Here is a 20167-nt window from a genome sequence, read left to right on the forward strand (position 1 = left end):
TAGGATTCATCTTTTCAATCAAATCGAATTTGCTCAAATGATTAGTTCCAAGATTAAAGCTTATTCATCCGTATTTTTTACGGATAGGATTTAACACTGTGATTTTTTAAATTAATCAAAATTTTTTCATAAGGGATAATGGTGACTTCTATATGTGTTTATTTGGGTGCTTATCACGGGAATGATGAATTATTCCAGACATCGGTGCAATTGACTGCGTTAGAAATTGCAAAAAAAGGATTCACACTCGTCTACGGCGGGTCAAGTTTAGGGCTTATGGGATTGTTGGCAAATACCGTCAAAGCCTGTGGAGGACGGACCGTTGGTGTGATTACAAATCAACTAATTCAAAAAGAAAAGCCGCTTTCTACATTAGATGAGTTGCATATAGTGAATACTATGCAGGAACGAAAACAATTCATGCAACAAAAAGCCGATATGTTTTTGGTCATGCCAGGTGGGTTAGGGACTTTGGAAGAAGCATTTGATACATGGAATGCTATTAAAATAGGACTCTTCGATAAGCCCATAGGCTTCTTAAATGTTGCTGGATATTTTGATGACTTGTTTAAATTTATTCTCTCTTGTAAAAATTATGGATTTGTATCGGATAATCATTGTACAATTCCCAAAATGAGTTCAAACATTACTGAATTGTTAACAGAAATGATAAGCACCTCCTTGGTTTCGACTTAAACTTACAAAAGCCTTCATGACAGGAATAGATTTAGATAAATCACAGGTTTTAGATAGTAGTCAATGGGTAAAAGAACTGTGCGATCCCATTTTGTCTCAGGTTGGGATTAGCTACTTTAATTACATAAAAATTTATCATCAAGATTGCTCAAGAGAGTTGCTAACCAATAATCCAGAGTGGATTAGTCATTTTTACAAAAATGCACTTTATAATTCGATCGGTGCCATTGATGTCGAGCATTTACTACCCAAGGGTTATTTTTTGTGGTCAGAAATGGATATTAAAGATCCGATTTATCTTCAGGGCCGAGATTTTTTTGATATCGATCATGGGATTAGTTTTGTAGTAAAACGAGACGATGTCACCTATTTGTATATTTTTGCTGCAAATCGATCACAACATGAGATTAATAATTTTTACGTTAGAAATATCGATTTACTTCAGCACTTTATTCACTATTTTAATGATTCTGGGCAACATTTAATTCAATTGGCTGGGAAAAATAGAATTTACTTGCCTGAACCACAAATTATCTATCCACGAGCGGTTAGCCCTTATTCTCTTTCTCATGATGCAAAAAAACAATTTTTTGAGGCTACCAAAATTAGTCGATATTTTTTATTGAATGAATCCGATGATCTTTATCTTACCCCCAAGCAAGCGGATTGTGCTGCGTTATTAATTAAAGGATTTACCTCAAAAGAAATCGCCAAAAAAATGAACCTGTCTTATCGAACGGTTGAAGGCTATGTGCTTGAAATTAAGAAAAAAATACAGGAGAAAATTGGTGCAATATCAAGGGATAGACTAATAGAAATTTTAAGTGAATCGAATCTTTCTTTACAGGATAAGTAGTTTATACGGTAATGATTGTGCTCGAAAATGTATAAAATTCACACTCTGATTAAAAAGAGATAAATAACTTGGAGTATCTTGTGAATAGGACAAAAGAGGGATCGGATACGGAGATTTGTGTCAAGCTAGGATACAAAAAACATAAACAAAAATTACTAATCCAAGCCTTGCTCACCCATTGTGAAATAAATTTTGAAATCATGGCGCAACTTGTAGGCGTTTCTCTCCAAAAATTACTCGATGTCTATCGAGGTAAAGATTATTTTAAAGCGGACAAAGCCACGAGATTAGTTCAATTATTTTTAATTCGATTTGCAGATGACATCAGTTTTTTGTAATGTACTACAATAGAACAGCACTGGGATTTCTTATCGCTTGCGATGGAGCATATTCACGTTAACATGGCCGAACTCGATTTTTAATATGACTTTTAAAGTAGATGAACGAATCCAATCGACAAGCATTGAATTGATAGATTGGCCGCTATCCAGACTTTTTTTGAAAGATGAATCACGATTTCCTTGGTTTATTTTGGTTCCGAGGATAGATGGAATCGAAGAAATAAATCAGCTTGATAAGACTGATCATAATCAGCTCATGCAAGAAGTTTCTCAATTATCATGTCAGATTCAAGAAATGTTTAACCCCTTTAAAATTAACGTGGCAACCTTAGGTAATATAGTTCGACAGTTGCATGTTCATGTGGTTGGGCGGTATGAAGATGATCCGTTCTGGCCATATAGTATTTGGCAACCATCATACTCGCCCACACCATATGCACCCCAAAAGCTGATACAGGTAGCAGATCAAATAAGAGAATGTTTAAAAAATACCTCAGTTTAGATGCACACTATTATTAAATATAGAAAGGAATCTCAAGTAGCTGGCAGTAAATTATTTCATTCCCAAAGTACGATTGGCTTGTTCTACAGGGGGTGATGTTGTTGGGGTTTCCGCTTTTGTAGTTTGTGTGTTTGAAGCTAAAGGTTTTGCTAATAGATGTTTTTGGAATTCATCTTCGTTTTTGAAGCTGTGCAGTGTTTTTCCATCGCTATAATAAACGGCAGAACTTTTCAAATCCTTGGCGATAAATTTTTTACCCTCACTAGCAAGTGCATGTAAAAAGACTTTCTTCGAATCTTTAGTCGGGAAACTTAATTGAATAGACGTGTTATTATTTATTATTGGTGGCGCGTTATAACTTGGACTACCTTTGCCTACTGTACTTCTCATAAAAGTGTGGTAATGGTCCGAAATAGTTTTCAATTCATTTTGGGAGCCGGCCTTAGAAACCTCCACAATGTCAGTGTTTGATGCTCCTTTTGGTTTAGTCATGGCGGTCGTTGCACCTACAACGGCGGCCGTCTCACCTACGGCTAAGGGGGCCGAAGGTTTGGTTACTTCTTCTGATTGGGGCTTTGTCTTTTTGGAGGTGGCTGCCGCGGCCGCTGTTACCCCTGTGACTAAGGATACTGAATCCTCAGTTGTTTTAGAGGGAGGCGTTGCGGATGCAGCGGTCAAATTTGGTTTATCGATAGGATTTTCTTCAGGGACGTTTTTGTAACCAGTTTTCATTTCATTCCACCACTGCTTTGTTTGATCCCGTGCGGCTTTTGTTAATTCATAGCTCACTCCTTCGGGATTAAACATTTCTATGTTGACTGCTGCCATTGCTGTTTCGAATGTAAATGCTAAAGCAGTTAGTATACCGGTTCCAATAGCTCCAAAGAATCTCCCGATTCGGCCTGGCCAACCAATTTTTTTCTTCATACTTTCTCCAGGGAAGATGTGTGCCATTAAATAAGTAAATTATTTTCAATGACGATGATAATTTAAACGCTTGCCTATTCCCTCTCTTTACTAAGTATAGCTAAAAATTTTGCTATCATGATTTAGGAAAGTATTTTAAGAGCATCAAAGGTCATGATTAGTAAAGAGAAATGGGAAAAGTTAGCGGAATGGATGGATAATCTTCATTTAAATGAAGCGGATCTCATCGAGAAATTTATTTTAGGAAGCGGAAAGGGCGGCCAGAAGCTACACAAAACCGCCTCTACAGTTTACTTAAAACATATTCCATCCAGCATGGAAGTTAAATGCCAAGAATCTAGAAGCCGTGAAGAGAATCGTTATTTTGCAAGGCTTCGTCTTTGTGAAAAATTGCATTCAATTCTCAAAGAGGAAAAAACCAAAGCACAGCAAAGAATTGAGAAGTTAAAACGCCAAAAGAAAAGACGCTCACGACGCACTAAGCAAAAAATGCTGGATGAAAAATCTAGGCAAAGCCAAATAAAAGAATTAAGAAAAAAACTCCAGCCTGATGAATAAAGCGTCCAACGTCGAAGCTTTTTATCAAAAGCATGTTGTTCCTCGCTTTAGTTTAATGACGGTATTGATTTATAAGGGATGAAATGTTTGCACAACTAAAATCTCGCATGTTCATTGGTCATGGGTATAGGTAATCCCGGACTTGTCGGATTGTTAATGCCTTTAGGTTTATTTTTAGATGACTTCCCAAAAAAAGTGATTTGGGAAGCATCGCTGTAACTAAAGAGTTTTGATGTATTACTTAAATCGTGCTCCGAAATCACACTAATAAAACGGAATATAGGGGCTAAAATATGGGTGCCAAACCAAGTATCGAGTTTAGGGTGAAAACGCTTAATATTTGTTGGAGCTTGTTTAGTGCCAATCGTAATTTTATCGGTATAAGTAAGGCAATCATTGGAGCCTGCTTTGTACTTATTCCATACAAATCTTAAATTTTTGGGATGGGTTGTTGCAAGCTTTCTATCCAAAGTCAGCATATCGAACAGTAGTTGTCCTTTGACTGTTCTCGTTTCAGCTTGCTCGATCCAATTTGGTGAGCTCAGTCTGTCGCCAAACTCCATCGGGATCCCCCATTGACCATTGATTTGATAACGAATCAAGGTATGGTGGCCGAGAGAGCCATCAAATTCGCGATCAATTAGCCCTGAAGGGGTGGTGCAAATTTCATAGGTTTGATTTTCATGAAGAAATGTTTCAAAGGCTAATTCAGGATTCTCGAAATCAGCAAAAAATTTAGAAATTAGCGCTTGTTTGGTTTCCCGTTGATAATCCTCGTGAGTTTTACGATCTACATTTAATTCAGCGTTTAACTGTTTTAGACTATTAAGGCAAAACTCAAGTTTTAAGGTAAGTTTGGAGGTTAATAATTTTTTTGGCAGCATATAACCAAGGATAATGCCAAGTCCTAAGCCAACTTGTAAGCCTGAAAAGCACCCTTTGAAAGGATTCGAATGGAAGAATAACCCTAGACCAAATCCCACTACCATACAACTTAAACCGACTACGACGGCTGCGATTAAGCCAATTGTCATTTGCAATACAGAGCGAAGTTTAGATCCTATCGAATTTAAATGGGCAAGGCGTACTAAATCAGAAATTTCCTGGGTAATCTGTTGGATGCAATGCTCGGTATTTTCGTGATTATCCAACAATTGGAAGAAAGCTTGCAGAGCTATTGTTAGGTTACGAATTTTTTTCAAGAAGATAAAACGTTGCTCAACATCAGGATTTTGCTCCAAAATACTAACCATGAGCGTTAAATAATAATTGAATTCATTTGACGGCAACGCTCGAATCGACTGAATTGTTTCTCTTAAAAGCGTTGAATCATTGTGTGAATTAAAACTCATCGCGTTAACTCATGAATTAAAAGTCGATAATCTTCTGGAAAAAGCCATTGGCTGAATTTAAAAACACCATAAGTAATAAAAGGCGCTGCAAATACATCAATACTGTAATGAATGTGACCAAGAAGTACGATGATTGCAAAAAATGAAGCGGCTATTAAGCCTAAGTGCCGGAGCGTTACATTTTGCCAAAACGTTAGTGCTATTAAAAAAGGACCACCCACATGACCTGAGAAAAATAAATCACAATCGTAAATTACAAATCGAGCTATATCTTTTGGGATGGTGAGGTGATTAGTCGGTACCCCTAAGTGAGTGAGACAAATAAACCCACTTCGTACAAGAATAAAAATAGCAGCTGCTTTCGTGAAAAAAGATAAATAATATGGATGAATGATTAAATAGATAGCGAACAAAACCCAAAATAAAATTGCTATATAGATATGAATGGTCGTGACATTAAATAAAGGCAAATAATCAAGCAACAAGTCAGGGACGGAGTTGCCCGCCACCGTTGCTGTATAAGCTCCAGCCTTATTCATGATGATAAAACTCATGACCAAGAGCACCATGCCCTCTAGATTACGTCTTGTTAAAGAACGATTAATATTCTTTTTTACAGCGATGAATCGAGTCATTTTATTGCGATGTCCTTATAGAGTGTTTCATATTGTTCGATCGTTTTATTAAGATCATGTTGCCTAGCAATCTCATAGCTATGAGAGCCCATTTTCTTGGCTCGGTCTTTATCCCTTAATAACGCCACAATATATTGAGCAAGTGTTTTAACATCCCCTGGTTCAAAGAGATAACCATTTACCCCATGTTCGATTAATTCCGGTAAAGCGACGGCGTTGGCACCAATGAGTGGTAAGCCAGAAGCAAGAGCCTCTAAAGAAACGATGCTTTGGAGTTCAGCTGTACTCGCATTTATAAAACAATTCGCCAATCCATAAATATGAGGATAATCTTCATCACTTAAATATCCTGTAAACGTCACATCATTTTCTAAGCGTAAGGCTTTAACAAGCGATCGCAATGCCGTAAATTCAGCTCCTCGCCCAGTTAAAACCAAATGTGCATCCACTGTTGCTTTGGCTAATTGGAATGCTTTTAAAACTTCGGGTAAATTTTTTTCTTTATCTAACCGCCCGGTATATAAAAGAATAGGCTTATGTGGAATATTAAATTGCTCGCGCAGCGTTGATGCATTCTGATTGGGTTTGAATTGTTTTAAATCAACGCCGCAAGAAACAGGAATGACTTTTTTTTGCAAACCGACGCAGGCTAACAGCTCAGCGGCTGTTTTTGTAGGCGTGGTTACGACATCAACCTTAGAAAGCATGTCGATTACATTCTTCCAAGTTACCCGGTTAAACCAATATTCAAGTGACTTTGGCAGCTTTGTATAATGGAAAAAATTCTCTGGCATAAAGTGGTTTGTTGCAATCTGAGGAAGACCCTTTTGTTGACTCACACGATGGGTCATTCCCCCCAAAATAAACTTTCCTTGGAGATGCACCACATCTGGCTTAAAGTCATCAATCGCTTTTACCAAACCTTTTTTTATGAATAAAGGCCAACAAATTCGAAAGTTTTTATAGAGCATTACAGGCCAGGATCGTACGGTGTATAAAGGAATCCCTTCGTATTGGCGATATCCTTGGCTTAGGTTACGAGAAGGGCAAATGACCAAAACATCATGTCCTCTAGACTGCAAGCCTTTGGCTAAACGATGAGTGAAGTACGCCCCGCCATTTAAATCGGGGGGATAGCTATCTAATACAGTCAAAATGCGCATTTTATTTGGTAAGATTTGATCTTGTTGTTATTATATTGATTTTTGTGTGCAAAAATCAATGATGGCGGCTAGCTATAGAACCATGCACTGGGAGTAACATGTTAAACGTGAAAATCATTGGAACAGGTCATTATCTGCCTAAGAAAAAAATTGACTCAAACGCGTTAGACCAACAATTAAATTTGCCTAATGGAACAGTCGAAAAAAAATCAGGGCTTAAGTCAAGGTATTTTGCATCGGATGAGGAGACGACATCGTACATGGCTGCTGAAGCAGCAAAAGAAGCTTTATTCAATGCAGGGATAAAGCCAGAAGATCTCGATGTCATTATCAGTGCTAACGGTGCTCCAGAGCAATTGTTGCCATGTAGTGCGGCACTTATCCAGCAAAAACTCGGATTAAGCGAGTCGAATGTGGCTTGTTTTGATCTGAATAGCACATGCCTTAGCTTTTTAACGGCTCTAGATGTGGGCTCGTATTTAATCGCAGGAAAACGCTATAACTGCGCTTTAATTGTTTCAAGTGATATGCCTTCCGTCGGATTGAATTGGAGCGATATGGAAACGTGCACCATTTTTGGTGATGGTGCGGGGGCATGTGTTATTGAACAAAGCCATGAGGGAAGCCGCGTTATCGCTTCACATATGATAACAAATAGTACAGGAGTGGATTATTGCCATTTAAAAGCAGGAGGGACGCGATATCCGCCTGCAAGCGATTACGATAAAACACTAGGGCTTTTTAACATGGATGGTAAAAACGTGTTTAAATTAGCAAGCCAAATGGTCTCGCTCATGCAAGAAGCGTTATTTGCCAAAGCAGGATGTAAACTCACGGATATTCATTGGGTCGTACCCCATCAAGCCAGTCAATTAGCCATGAATCATGTTCGAAAGCGCCTTGGCATTCCATCTGAAAAATTTGTTGATATTTTCGCAACGCATGGCAATCAAATGGCGGCTTCCATGCCAACTGCACTTCATTATCTTGTTAAAAATAAGCTTATAGAGCGAGGGCAAATCGTGTATTTTCTCGGCACGGGCGCTGGCTTGTCCGCAGCTGGTCTACTTCTGGAGTATTAAATATGAAAGCGGTCGTTACCGGAGCTACAGGCTGCTTAGGGATGAATTTATGTAAACGGCTAATATCAGAAGGATATCAAGTGACCGCAATCGGTCGCAATGAAGTATTAGGTGCGATTTTAAGCCAGAGTGGGGTTCATTTTAAAAAGATGGATTTATCCAATCAAATGGGCTTGAAAACTATTTGTGAAACTAAGGATGTGGTTTTTCACTGCGCTGCTTTATCGAGTCCATGGGGTAAATTTGACGCCTTTTACCAATCTAATGTTCTCGTTACTAAGCATGTCATTGCTGCTACCCCAATTCATGCTCGATTGGTGTATGTATCAACACCTAGTCTTTATTTTGATTTTACTGAAAAACATCATATTTCAGAAAAGAGTCCTCTGCCACTTAAGGCGGCCAATCATTACGTTGCAACCAAACGAATGGCTGAAGAGTTAATCGATAACGCTCATCATCGTGAGGGATTAAAAGTCATCACGCTTCGACCGCGGGCAATTTTGGGCTCCTATGACAGAGCTATCATGCCAAGATTATTAAAAACAGAAAAAAATGGCGTTTTGCCAATAATTGGCTCGGGCCAAAATCGAATGGATATGACCTGCGTTGACAATGTGGTTGAAAGTTTACTGTTAGCTGCAAATGCCAACGAGAATGTTCTAGGAAATAAATACAACATCACCAATGATGATCCAAGACCTCTAATTGAAATCTTGACCTTACTATATGCTGCTTTAAATCGACCATTAAAAACCCGGAACATTCCTTATTCTTTGGCACGAATGCTCGCCAAGGTGTTGGAGCTTAGCTATCATGGTTTAAATTTATCAGGTGAACCTCGGTTAACGAGTTATACGGCCAGTGTTCTAGCGCTTGGCCAAACCTTAAATATAGAAGCGGCCAAAAAAGATTTGGGATATAAACCTATTGTTAGTCTTGAGGAAGGAATTAAACGATTTGTGAATTGGTATTCTTATGAACCTAACTTACACGCTTTATGAGGCAGGCTTTTGTACCCACTGTCAACGCATGACGTTGTTGTCTGGTCAATTTAAATCTGTCGAATACCCAGCACTATGCGCATTAATCTATCACCCAAGCTATGGATATATTTTATTTGATACGGGGTATACGGAGCGATTTAATGCATTGACGCAAACGTTCCCTAAATCACTCTATCGAAAATTAACGCCAGCTTTTTTATCAAAGCCTCTTAGCTTACAACTGGTGGAGGATGGCATTCATCCTGACTCAATAAATTACATTGTATTATCGCATTTTCATGCTGATCATATTGGAGGTCTGCGAGATTTTCCCAATGCACAATTTATTTGTCATCCGGAAGCAATCGAGCATATTAAAAATAAAAAAGGCTTTAAAGCCTTACTGTCTGGGTTTTTACCTGAATTATTGCCTGTTGATTTTTATGATCGACTCATTTTATTACAAGATGAAGTCTTACTGGATAACTCCATGAGGCCTTTTATAAAGGGTTTTTCCGTATTGGGCGATGAACATCTTTTAGCAATCTCCCTTCCGGGCCATGCTAAAGGACAAGTCGGGTTGTATTTTAAAGCTCAAAGAGAAGTGTTTTTGATTGCAGATAGTTGCTGGCATCAAGAAACGTTTCAAAGTCTTATATTTCCAAGTGCGCTTACTTATCTACTGCATGATAATAGGAGCGCTTATATCAAAACCATTCATCAATTGCATGAGCTGTATAAAAAAAATCCGACCATTGATCTGATCCCATCGCATTGCCAACATATCCGAGGAAGGCTTCATCAAGGTCGCCCATGCTAGCACGTATTTTATATTATTATGCTTATCATCGTTATTTAGGGCGTTACTTAATTAGCTCCAGTCGTTTGAAGCATCATCAAGCAACACAGTTTAACCGACTAAAAAAACAGGCATTAATCCGTTCTCCTTTTTATAAGCCATTCTTAAATAAGCCATTTACAGAATGGCCAATGATGGATAAACAAACGTTAATGGCTCATTTTGATGAAATAAATACCTTAGGAATTAAAAAGGAGCACGCTTTAGAGATTGCCTTAAAAGCAGAGGCATCAAGAGATTTTTCTCCGCTCATTCAGGATACGGCTGTGGGTTTATCTTCAGGCACTTCCGGCAATCGTGGGCTTTTTCTTGCAAGCTCTAGGGAGCGAGATATTTGGGCTTCTCTCATTTTGGCAAAGGCAATGCCGAATGGAATTTGGGGCAAGGAGCGAATAGCCTTTTTTTTGAGAGCGAATAACCAACTCTATACTACGTTAAATAAAAATAAAAAAATTGAGTTTCATTTTTTTGATTTACTTCAAGAGCTTGAGTCTCATTTTGATCGGTTGAATCGACTTCAACCTACGATCTTATCTGCTCCGGCCAGCGTACTTAGACTTCTAGCCCATTACAAACGTCGTTTAAATATTGCTCCAAAAAAAATAATTTCTGTTGCTGAAGTACTCGAGGCTGATGACGAGACGTTAATTAAAGAAGCGTTTAAACAACCCGTATCTCAAATTTATCAATGCACAGAAGGGTTGTTAGCCTTAAGCGATCGATTCAGTAATCGCTTATTGATGAATGATGAGTTTCTTATTATTGAAAAAGAATGGCTGGATGAGAAGCGTTTTATCCCAATCATAACGGATTTATATCGCAGCACCCAACCTATTATCCGTTACAGGCTGGATGATGTATTAATCCATAAACCGTCTGAGAATGTTTTTACTGAGCTTCAAGGGATTGAGGGTCGTCAAGGAGATGTTTGCTATGGGGTGCAAAACAATCATAAGAAAATTCCTTTATTTGCAGATGTCATACGACAACATATGGCTCAATGTCTCGTTGAATTTGAGGACTATGGTATTATTCAAACAACAAAAGATGAGTTTATACTTCAAATCGCCCCTGAATCTTTGGATAAGCAGAAGCTAATCCATCATTTAAATGAATTGTTTGAGCGTTATCATTGCTCCAAGCCAAATTGGGTTTTTCAGCCTTTGCCAAGTAGAGCGTTAACGGCTAAGCGCCGAAGAATTATATCCAGTTGGAACCATGAGTAATGACTAAGAGGTCGCAAAAAATGACCTCTTAGACTATTACCGCTTATTTTGCACTCAAAGCGCTAACGGTTGTTCCTGAACGCAGTGTTGGGATGGTTTGTGCAACCGGGTTAACATCCTCAGGTAGTTGAGCCTCTTTGATGGCATCCATGAGGTCTTTGACTCCCTGACACATCTTCGTGATTTCTTCTTTAAACTCAGCGGTCAATAAATTAGGATTGAACGTTGGATTTTCTCCTTTAAAAATGAAATCGCGAAAGGCGCTTACGATTTCATCTAGAAAAGCCTTACAACCAGGAGATTGTGTATTTTTTGCAAACCGAAGCATTTTTGTAAACTTTCGCTCATCATTCTCATCAAATGATAAACTCTGCTCATGGGACACATGCCTCATGAGTTCAATGAATCTTCTAGCCATGTGATCTTTTGTTATCGTAGGGTCGGAAATCATCTCTACAAAACCAAACGATTCGGCGAGCGATTTGAGTGTGGTGTTTTTTATTCCTATATTTAATGTCCACATGTCGGCGAAGGCTACTGTTTGCTGCACAAGCGCTAACCCTGACAAAAGGAACGCCATTTTATGGAGTTTATGGTGTGCTTCTTCAATTGGCTCTTGCTGCAAGGAAAGCAACTCTGGAAGTTCTGTGGGCGAGGTCGGCTCTCGCAGCGTAGCAAATAAAGGCTTCCATAATCGAGTATGAATACTTCGTTGGTAAAATGGTTCATACACCTTTATGTGATGACGAAGTAATGGGACGATTTCTTTGCCAAGCTCAGCCAGTTCTTCTCTTAAACCATATAGTTTGCCTTGAGTCTCTGAAATTTCTGGTAGGCGGCCTTTAAAGAAGTAGGAAGAAAGCTGGTGGCCAAGACGTTTATGGACCATTTCTGCAACTCGATGATTTCCTATGCAAATATCTTCCATGATCTTACTTAAGGATTTTTCATCCTGAGGGCTTAATTGCTTTCCATGTTTTATCAGTAATGCACTCAAGGTATCCAAAACATGGGCGGCTATTGCTTTAGGATCTGTGAGTTGCTCCTCTTTAAGCGTCATTATCAACGCGTTTTTCTGTGCCACTAATGTTTCAGGAGAGAGTCTTACACCATATTTCTGGCAAAAAACATCTAAGTATCCCATGGCGGCGGCTGTGTAAAAAATTTGCTGATATTGTTCATGCCAATTAATAAAGCGGTGACGATCCAAATAAAACGTTTCAGGAAGAGTAGCTAGCTCAATATTTCCTGGCTTTTGGATAAGGCCGAGACAAATAGTATGGACTACATGACTAGCAATGTATTGTGAACAGAGCGCAGAAGCATTCAGCCCAAAATTAGCAGGAGAGCTAACTATCTCATCAATCCAGGCTAAAACATTCGCTAGGTTAAATTGACCACCTTGCAAGCGTTCATAAAATTTTTGCTGCTCATATTCAACGGGATTACTCGCAATCAAAGTTTGTGCAAAATGAACAAGCTCTCGGTTAATTTCTGAAAACTTTTCATAGATGAAATCGATAGACTCTTTTAGTAGATGGATTGCAGGTTCGCCTGAGTCAAGTTTTGCCTCGAGTTCATTTTGAAATGCGGTCGTATCAACAGCATGAGCTATAGAACCTGCGTCTTTCAGCTTATCAATCATTAAATTAATAACGCGGTACAACCCAACTTCCAATCCCAAAGAGTCAATCTGGCCAGCAATGGTTTCTTTACTAAATGCTTCTTGTAAAGTTCTAATTCGCCGCTCATTGTTTGGGGTTAAAAAAGCAAGCCTATCACGAATTTCTTCAAGTGCTGCAAGTATCGGTTCTAGATCGCCACTCCCTAAAGCTAAAATGGCAGCGTCGATGTCTTTTTGCGGACGAACATTAAAGAATTCAGAAGGAAAAGCAAAATCTGGATTTAAAGCCATTTCATGGACTAACATCTCATTCGGTGCACTGTTCCATTTATTCGCCTCCAAAACTTCTCGCAGGGTTTGTAGCTCTCGCTCAAGAAGCTCTATCCCTTCAACGCCTAGTAGATCGTTTATTTTTTTATGCAATGTTTCTAATTGCCTGCCATAACCTTCATAAAGTTCCAGTTGACGCGGATCAGGATTATTGAACGTTGCGAATCGTTTAATTTCGATACGTAAGCATTGATCGATGCAGACCCTAGCTAATCGCATGCGATTAGTGGATTCCCATTCGACAAACGTTTCATAATAGGCCATTTGCATCTCGTGGAACGCTTCAAGATAAGATTTTCCTTCTCTCATGAAGCGATCATCTTTTCGCATTCTTTCTTGAGATTGGCTAAGCGGATAATGTTCAATGCCCGCAAACACTTGATCCGATGATGGGGTTTCACGTGCGAGAGGTGAGTCGATAGATGCTGGCACATCACCCATATACGTATCAGCCATGAAACGACACAGACTTTCAAATGATTGAAGCATCTCTTTTGCCTGAGTTAATAACCGCTCATCAATGTCTGTTGGTGATTCAAAGATATGATCGGACTTAGTTGCGATGAGATAAGCCGATAGGAAAATGCGTTCAGGACGAGACACATCAAACAAGTGAGATCTTGAAGGAATCATTACGTCTTTAACTTGTTCTAAATGCATCAAAAGTTTACGGGTTGTCTCTTGTGTTGTGGTATCAAGAATGCATTCTTCTAGCTTGGAAAATGATTTATCTTGGGCTTGTTGGAGAGAAACTACGTGGTTGATGTAGCGAGAGGATTCTTGAGCAGTTTGTTTTAAGTGAACTTGCTTCCACCATTGTTGAATCACTCTTGCGGCTTGAATTTTTCCATCATTTCTCGCGCGCTGGGAGGTTTCCCGGCTCATTTCTGGACACGACAAAGACCTCCTGAAAAACGATGTACCCACAGCATGTAAGTCCATTGCACACCTCGCGTATTTTTTTCCATGTCTTCCTATATAAAACAAAAATTATTCTGTACGTCAATAAAAATTTTTGAATTAGATGGAATCGGAAAAGATAAATGCAATGTGGGAGTTACTAAAAAATAAACGGCATAATAATGCTCGCTTTAATTAAAAATCATGAGAAATGTTGTTTAAATCACGTATGTTCAATGTTTTTTTTTGCTTTATTTTGATAAAATATGTCCATATTTTTTTGCTATTGATTATTATGATAAGAAATTGTTCTTTTTGGTGTCGAGCGGGAAAATCTACGGACATAGCCTCCGCGTCAAAACAACTGCTTGAACTAGTAAGTCCAGAAGTTGATCAGCTAAATCTCGAATTGGCTAGAGATTTTCTTGATGATCACCAAACTGTAGATTTAAATTTTTACTTAACAAGAGACGATGAGCCGAGCAAAACTACATTGTGGCATTGCATTACGAGTAAAGATCTCGCTTTAATTGATAAAGTATTAAACCATCCTTCTTTGAAGGATAAACCCGTTAAACACTGGGTTTACATTTTTCATTGTTTTGTTGATGTTTTAACCCATCCTGAGATAATGGAACGCTTAGTAAAATTTTGTAAAACTAAGATACCTCCAGTGGAATCGGTGATGAATTTAATGGACACACTGGAAAGAATTTTTCCGAACAAAATGGCAGAAAGGCTTACTCCTAGGGAACTATTTTCTGAGCATTTTTGTGATTTCCCTCCTCAGGAACTTTGGCGTTTATTTGTCGATGCTGTCTTACAAAAAAAAGAAAATGGTTGGCTAAATTACGAGAGTAGGGAGCCTGGGAGTATTGAGGGCATGGTCAGAGCATTTTCATTTTTACGCGAAAGCATCTCACAGTCATTAAGCCCAGATTTAATTCGCCGTTTACATGCTCGCTGCAGTGCACATTTCATAGATAAAACACCAGGTCGGTTTAGAGATGGGGCAGGGGTTAATTTTGGTCTCGGTTATGGTCATAATACTTCTATGTCTGGATTAATTGAAGTGATAGAAGAGCATACACCAAATTCGACTTATAAAGTCCGTAAAGGACGTCTGGGCATGGTTATTACTGCTTCAGCGCAGTCTTCTCTGCAAATTAAACAACAGGTTGAAAAAATTATAAGGGACTATCACGAAGCATTAGCTGGATGCGCTAGTCCTACTGAAAAAATAAAAAATATAATTGATCTGGTCGTTAATTTAGAGCGAACTCACCCCTTTAGTGATTGTAACTGTAGGACAATTTGCATCATGATATTAAATCGGGAATTAATTAGAAATGGTTTATGTCCAGTGATTTTAGAAAATCCCAATTGTTTCGAGGGTTATTCCAGAAAAGAGTTAGTGGATGAAGTTATTAAGGGTATGATCACCTTTCACCAAGTTAAAGAGGGATATGGTTATCATTTAGGTGTAACCACGGATGGAATTAAACTATTGCTTCTTTCGCCATTTTACACGAAGTGTAAAGCTGCTTACGAATATCTCGATAAATATGCAGAGACCGCATTGGGTCAATCTCTGGAAGATGAAACATTGACATTCTATCTTTAATCCATTTTATATAAGATTATAAAGTTAAGTTTAAATGACATTTAAGAGGGATTCTATGAATGATGAGATTTATAATAAGCCTGGGAATAATCGGATAAAAAGTCCTAAATCGGCTGAATTAGTCTATTTATTATGTTTATTGCTAGGGGGTTTAGGTATTCATCGATTCTTTGTTGGAAAGTATGTAACCGGCTTTCTCATGCTCATTACCGCTGGTGGGCTTGGTCTTTGGGTTCTTGTTGATTTAATGTTTATTACAAATAATAAGTTCGAGGATAAGCAAAAGCGCGTTATCATTCTCACGAAACAGCCTTCTGTCCTAAAACGCTCGCTCATCGTAATCAGCACGATTATTGCTTGGCTTGTGATTTCAATAGCGACTTTTATCGGAATAGTTTTTTATTTAACAAGCGGCATGGTGGATGTGGCGCGGCTACAATTATCTGCGATAAAAGCAGGCGAAAATAAATTAGCGTACAGCTATACATCAAAAGAATTTCAAAAAGCTATTCCTTATAATCAATTTGAGCGATTCATCTCGCTCTATCCTGTCCTTAAAAATACTACTGAAACCAGCTTCACGCAAAGGCAAATCGAAAATAATGGGGGCCTGATTGCAGGTGTTTTGAAAACGAAAGAGGGTAAAGAAGTACCCGTTGAATATCGGTTTATCAAAGAAAATAGCGAATGGAAAATTATTTCAATAAACATAAAGACAGAAGGCAATACCGATTAAGTAACCCAAAAGATACTGGTTTTTCTTAAACAAGGAGGTTGATTCAGGGCAACGCATGAGTGATCAAAAAATAACAATTTCATAGTTGAAATATATTTGTTATATATTTCAACGTCCTGCGGCTTGACCGCAGGATCCATGCTAGGAGCCTCAAAACCAAAGGATACGGCACATGAAGTACCGTGCGATGGCATTAAGAGGAATCTGTACTCGCTCATGATCTTGCCCTGGAGGTTGATTGACAAGAAACATTGTCCCTTTATAATGGCTTCATAATGGATTGTAATTGCTGTAACGGATGATATACCTCGCTTTTTATAGAACAAATTTCCTGTCTTATTTCCTAGCCAGAAAATTCGCATCGAATTTATTTTGCAGCTTCATTTACTTCATTGTTTTTATCTCCTTGGCTTATGGCGAGACAGCGTTTGATCTTCAAAATTATTCTCTTGAGCAAGCGCTCATTATCAAAAGCAATTGCCCTATAGAAACCCCTCCTTGTGAGGTGGATTTAAATACCATTTCGGAAGAAAAGTTATTAGCAGGCATTGCCTATGGTGAGGCCTCAACCTTAAATAATTTTGCTGAAATGGCAGCGATAGCTTCAGCTACTGTACGAAGAAGAAATGCCGCACATCAGCTAACCGTAAATGCGCTGGTGCAAAAATATCGAAATTTTTCTTATGCAGTATATGATGGCAACGCAAGATACAATCGTTTAATGTGCTCAGCCTCACAAGTGCCATTTGCACAAGCTTATGAAGCCGCGCGTAATGCGCTATACAATGGAATGGATTATGCTTTCGGGGGGTGCTTTTGGGACGGATACGATTTAAAAACAAAAGGCGTAAACCACATCAAGTATAAACAGGGCTTTCGTTTTATTCATCCTATTCATAATTTATTTTGCATTCCCGAGTCACCTTTTATAGAACGAATCATAGGTGGGAAAATATATCACTATATGTTTGATTCAACCGCAGCCCATGGTGGAACCATCTTATGGAAGTTAAATAAAGAATATTTAAAAGCTGCAGGAGCAGGCCAATGTTTATAAAATCTTCGGTGTTCTTGCTGATGTTGATATTGGTCGCTCATCGAGCTTTAGCTGAGCCTCCTTTCGACGTGATTCAATCTTGTATGGGAGGAAAAAATGATGCTTTTACGCTCAAAATTGCTGACTTAGAGGATGATGGATTTATAAGCACTCCTGATGCGTTTTGCGAAGCACAATATAGCCGCCATTTTGGAACGCATTTTTTTGGGACCGTCGTTTGTGAAGATGAGTTTTTTCTCATTCTAAACCATAAAAAAGTTCGGTTAGATACCGCAATAAATCATTCATTAAATTCCAAAATTAAACCGGGTATTCCTTTTTCCGTGCGATCGTTTTGGAAGAAAATTGATTTTAAAGACCAAGCCTATTTATGTATCGAATCTCCTCTTTCAGAATCGGGAGCGGGTGCTTCGATTAATCAATACTATATTGTTGAGCATGGGTTTGAAGAAACAAAGATGCCAATCGTTTATTATTATTTTTTCAATGGCGATATTAAACCAGTCTTTCCAACTTAATCTTTTTTCTTAGACGTTTGCTCTAAAAGGCCTTCGATATTTATGTTGCTGTATAATGAGACTTGATTGCGACCATGATTTTTAGAGTAATACAATGCTTTATCCGCAGCATCAATTAGATCGTTAGGGTTATTGCCATCCACTGGAAAGGCAGAAATTCCAATGGAAATTGTGATTGGCCCTATGATTTGAGCGCCATATTTAATTTGCAGTTGTGACACTTCTTTGCGAATTGCCTCGGCACGTACTCGAGTGCTTTCTAGGTCTATGTCATAAAATATAATCACAAACTCTTCACCGCCAAATCGTGCAGCAATATCCCCATCACGAACGGAATTTTCTATAATTTGCCCCACTTCTTTTAAAACGGCATCACCAGCATCATGCCCAAAGGTGTCATTAATTTTTTTGAAGTGATCTAAATCGAGCATCATGACTGATATTGGCGATTCTGTTCTTTGAGATTGATTAATAAGCTTACACAAAAAGTCATCTAAATAACGGCGATTATATAAGCCGGTTAAGGGATCACGAACCGATTGATGGCGTAGATTTTCTCTAAGTCTTACATTGGCTAATGCGAGGGCGATAAGTTCTGAAAAGGCGATAATTAAGAGCCTTTGATTTTCATCCTCAAATAAGGTGTCTTGTTCTGACTCAAGATAGAATAAACCGTAAATATCATTTTGTGCCATTAAGGGGATACAGAGCATAGAGTTATTTTTTTCTTTATCTTCGATGTGCTCGCAAACTAACGTGTGATGAGATTTATCAACTTGATGAATGCGACCTAATCGAATTCCCCAGCATTCTTGGGGTGTAAAGGTTATTTCTTGAGCGATAGGGGCCCCCCAGCTCAAGATTTTTTCTAAAAAATTCCTGGACGGATGCATGATATAAAGATATCCACTGGCAAATTGCATAAGTTTCTTTGAATAAGTTTCTACAACATGAGCTAATTCCTGTTGTGTGCCACAGGCTAACATGATGTCACTCATTTCAACTAATAAGGTTATTTGTTGATTTTTATTTTCTAATATCTTCATTCCGAGCGTAAGTTGTTTATAGGATGCTTGTAATTCCGCATGTTCTTGTAAGCGCTTGGTGATATCTCTTAGGGTGTGAATGGTGCTGCCATTTTCAGGATCATGGTCTTTTATATGAGCAGAGGATAGCTCATAAACGCGTTTCTCATCTTGAACCATACACTCGATAGTTTTTTCATTTATTTCATTTTGCAATGAATTCTCTAAATCCTTTGCAAATTCAAATTGATTTGCTGGAACATTGCTTAAAGCATCTTGCAAGGTCATGCCTACTTCAATTTTTTTGCCAAATAAGCGTTTAAACTCCATAAAATAATTGTCGTTAAACATGATGAATCGATCTTGTTTATCAAATGCGGCAATCATATCAGTCGAACTTTCAATAATTTTGCGTAGCTGCACTTCGGCTTGATGATGCTTTCGTTCCGTTTCTCGACGTCTAATTATTTCAAAATTTACCAATAAAAATGCAAATAGCAGAAAAGCGACACTTATCACAGAGCCTAGCAATAAAATATGACTCGTTTGTTCGGCATTTTGGGTTTTGGCTTCATTTCGTTCTTTTAACAATACATATTCAACGGATCTGATTTCCTGACCGAGCCCTTTTACGCGACTAGACATTTCTTGACTGCGATTTAATAAATTCGTTCCTTCTTCAGTAAAGAGTTTGTTGCCATGCTTTAGTAAAACGACTCGACTTAAAATATCAATTCGTTCTTCCACTAAAATAATAAACGCTTGTACTCGTTTATTTTGCTCTTTGTTCTCAGCAGTGAGTTGGTCTAGTTGGTTTAATTCTTGTTTGAGATCCTGGACATCTTCAGCGAAATCTTCTAAAAAATGTTCTTGACCTGAAATGAGGTAACCTCGTTGTTGGGATTCTAACTCAACTGTTCGATAAAGGGCAGAATTGATGTGATCAATTACTTTATACGTATGAACAACCGACTGACTCGCGTCAGCTAAGATTTGAATTTGTTTATAGGATACAAAACTAAAGAGAATCGCTGATAAAAGAGCAACAATGAATATAATATTAAGCGTTGTTTGACTAAGCTTCTTGTCCTTCATGAGTTTAATCAATGATGGGTGTTTTGAAGGTTCATTCATAGATTCGTCCTGACCCTGATACTCGATTAATCGTTA

The 20167-nt window shown here is 38.3% G+C and carries 19 protein-coding genes; 13 read left to right on the top strand and 6 right to left on the bottom strand.

The annotated features are described in order from the left end of the window. Positions 1-138: 138 nt before the first annotated feature. The 4 genes from E1O41_RS04910 (at position 139) to E1O41_RS04925 (ending at position 2395) form a co-directional block, all read left to right on the top strand. The gene (locus E1O41_RS04910; protein ID WP_131776197.1) at positions 139-696 is read left to right on the top strand and encodes an LOG family protein; all 558 of its coding nucleotides are present in this window, start codon (positions 139-141) and stop codon (positions 694-696) included. 16 nt (positions 697-712) lie between these two features. Further along, positions 713-1552: a helix-turn-helix transcriptional regulator gene (locus tag E1O41_RS04915; RefSeq protein ID WP_131776198.1), complete on the top strand. Its 840-nt coding sequence runs from the start codon at positions 713-715 to the stop codon at positions 1550-1552. Positions 1553-1632: 80 nt separating this feature from the next. Next, positions 1633-1890: a hypothetical protein gene (locus E1O41_RS04920; RefSeq protein ID WP_131776199.1), complete on the top strand. Its 258-nt coding sequence runs from the start codon at positions 1633-1635 to the stop codon at positions 1888-1890. 85 nt (positions 1891-1975) lie between these two features. Then, a complete protein-coding gene (locus E1O41_RS04925; protein ID WP_131776200.1) occupies positions 1976-2395 on the top strand; it encodes an HIT domain-containing protein in 420 nt (139 codons plus the stop codon). Positions 2396-2446: 51 nt separating this feature from the next. Here the strand turns inward: E1O41_RS04925 and E1O41_RS04930 are convergent, their stop codons facing one another. Further along, positions 2447-3322, bottom strand: a complete 876-nt coding sequence (locus tag E1O41_RS04930; RefSeq protein WP_131776201.1) for a hypothetical protein — start codon at positions 3320-3322, stop codon at positions 2447-2449. A gap of 153 nt (positions 3323-3475) precedes the next feature. On the opposite strand from E1O41_RS04930, the gene E1O41_RS04935 reads away from it, so the two are divergent. Further along, entirely contained in the window at positions 3476-3880 is a 405-nt protein-coding gene (locus tag E1O41_RS04935) for a peptide chain release factor family protein (RefSeq protein ID WP_131776202.1), read from the top strand. A gap of 95 nt (positions 3881-3975) precedes the next feature. Here E1O41_RS04935 and E1O41_RS04940 read toward each other — a convergent pair whose 3' ends face one another. Genes E1O41_RS04940 through E1O41_RS04950 form a run of 3 tightly spaced genes read right to left on the bottom strand, consistent with a single transcriptional unit; the run spans position 3976 to position 7030 of the window. After that, a complete protein-coding gene (locus E1O41_RS04940; RefSeq protein WP_131776203.1) occupies positions 3976-5232 on the bottom strand; it encodes a hypothetical protein in 1257 nt (418 codons plus the stop codon). Next, entirely contained in the window at positions 5229-5867 is a 639-nt protein-coding gene (locus tag E1O41_RS04945; RefSeq protein WP_131776204.1) for a phosphatase PAP2-related protein, read from the bottom strand. The genes E1O41_RS04940 and E1O41_RS04945 overlap by 4 nt, the downstream gene beginning before the upstream one ends. Continuing rightward, complete coding sequence (locus E1O41_RS04950; RefSeq protein ID WP_131776205.1) at positions 5864-7030, bottom strand: glycosyltransferase; 1167 nt, start codon at positions 7028-7030, stop codon at positions 5864-5866. Before E1O41_RS04950 ends, E1O41_RS04945 begins: the two co-directional genes overlap by 4 nt. Positions 7031-7128: 98 nt before the next feature. Here E1O41_RS04950 and E1O41_RS04955 point away from each other — a divergent pair, with 98 nt between their 5' ends. Genes E1O41_RS04955 through E1O41_RS04970 form a run of 4 tightly spaced genes read left to right on the top strand, consistent with a single transcriptional unit; the run spans position 7129 to position 11183 of the window. Continuing rightward, a complete protein-coding gene (locus E1O41_RS04955) occupies positions 7129-8112 on the top strand; it encodes a beta-ketoacyl-ACP synthase III (RefSeq protein WP_131776206.1) in 984 nt (327 codons plus the stop codon). 2 nt (positions 8113-8114) lie between these two features. Continuing rightward, on the top strand, positions 8115-9116 hold the full coding sequence (locus E1O41_RS04960; protein WP_131776207.1) for an NAD-dependent epimerase/dehydratase family protein: 1002 nt from the start codon (positions 8115-8117) through the stop codon (positions 9114-9116). After that, complete coding sequence (locus E1O41_RS04965) at positions 9091-9918, top strand: MBL fold metallo-hydrolase (RefSeq protein ID WP_131776208.1); 828 nt, start codon at positions 9091-9093, stop codon at positions 9916-9918. The genes E1O41_RS04960 and E1O41_RS04965 overlap by 26 nt, the downstream gene beginning before the upstream one ends. Continuing rightward, complete coding sequence (locus tag E1O41_RS04970) at positions 9912-11183, top strand: F390 synthetase-related protein (protein ID WP_131776209.1); 1272 nt, start codon at positions 9912-9914, stop codon at positions 11181-11183. Before E1O41_RS04965 ends, E1O41_RS04970 begins: the two co-directional genes overlap by 7 nt. A 43-nt stretch (positions 11184-11226) precedes the next feature. On the opposite strand, the gene E1O41_RS04975 is transcribed toward E1O41_RS04970, so the two are convergent. Beyond that, entirely contained in the window at positions 11227-14079 is a 2853-nt protein-coding gene (locus tag E1O41_RS04975) for a TCP11-related protein (RefSeq protein ID WP_131776210.1), read from the bottom strand. A gap of 253 nt (positions 14080-14332) precedes the next feature. Between E1O41_RS04975 and E1O41_RS04980 the strand changes: the two genes are divergently transcribed. The 4 genes from E1O41_RS04980 to E1O41_RS04995 all read left to right on the top strand — a co-directional run bounded on the left by E1O41_RS04980 (position 14333) and on the right by E1O41_RS04995 (position 17972). Further along, complete coding sequence (locus tag E1O41_RS04980) at positions 14333-15661, top strand: Fic family protein (RefSeq protein WP_165481107.1); 1329 nt, start codon at positions 14333-14335, stop codon at positions 15659-15661. Between the two features lie 55 nt (positions 15662-15716). Continuing rightward, a complete protein-coding gene (locus E1O41_RS11735) occupies positions 15717-16397 on the top strand; it encodes a DUF4864 domain-containing protein (protein WP_207384505.1) in 681 nt (226 codons plus the stop codon). A 406-nt stretch (positions 16398-16803) separates the two neighbouring features. Continuing rightward, positions 16804-17454: a hypothetical protein gene (locus E1O41_RS04990; protein WP_131776212.1), complete on the top strand. Its 651-nt coding sequence runs from the start codon at positions 16804-16806 to the stop codon at positions 17452-17454. Beyond that, positions 17445-17972: a hypothetical protein gene (locus E1O41_RS04995; RefSeq protein WP_131776213.1), complete on the top strand. Its 528-nt coding sequence runs from the start codon at positions 17445-17447 to the stop codon at positions 17970-17972. The genes E1O41_RS04990 and E1O41_RS04995 overlap by 10 nt, the downstream gene beginning before the upstream one ends. On the opposite strand, the gene E1O41_RS05000 is transcribed toward E1O41_RS04995, so the two are convergent. Continuing rightward, positions 17969-20131 (bottom strand): diguanylate cyclase, encoded by a 2163-nt coding sequence (locus E1O41_RS05000; protein ID WP_131776214.1) that lies wholly within the window; start codon positions 20129-20131, stop codon positions 17969-17971. The genes E1O41_RS04995 and E1O41_RS05000 overlap by 4 nt on opposite strands. Between the last annotated feature and the right edge of the window lie 36 nt (positions 20132-20167).

This window comes from Legionella impletisoli (assembly GCF_900639875.1).
GTDB classification, from domain to species: Bacteria; Pseudomonadota; Gammaproteobacteria; order Legionellales; family Legionellaceae; genus Legionella_A; species Legionella_A impletisoli.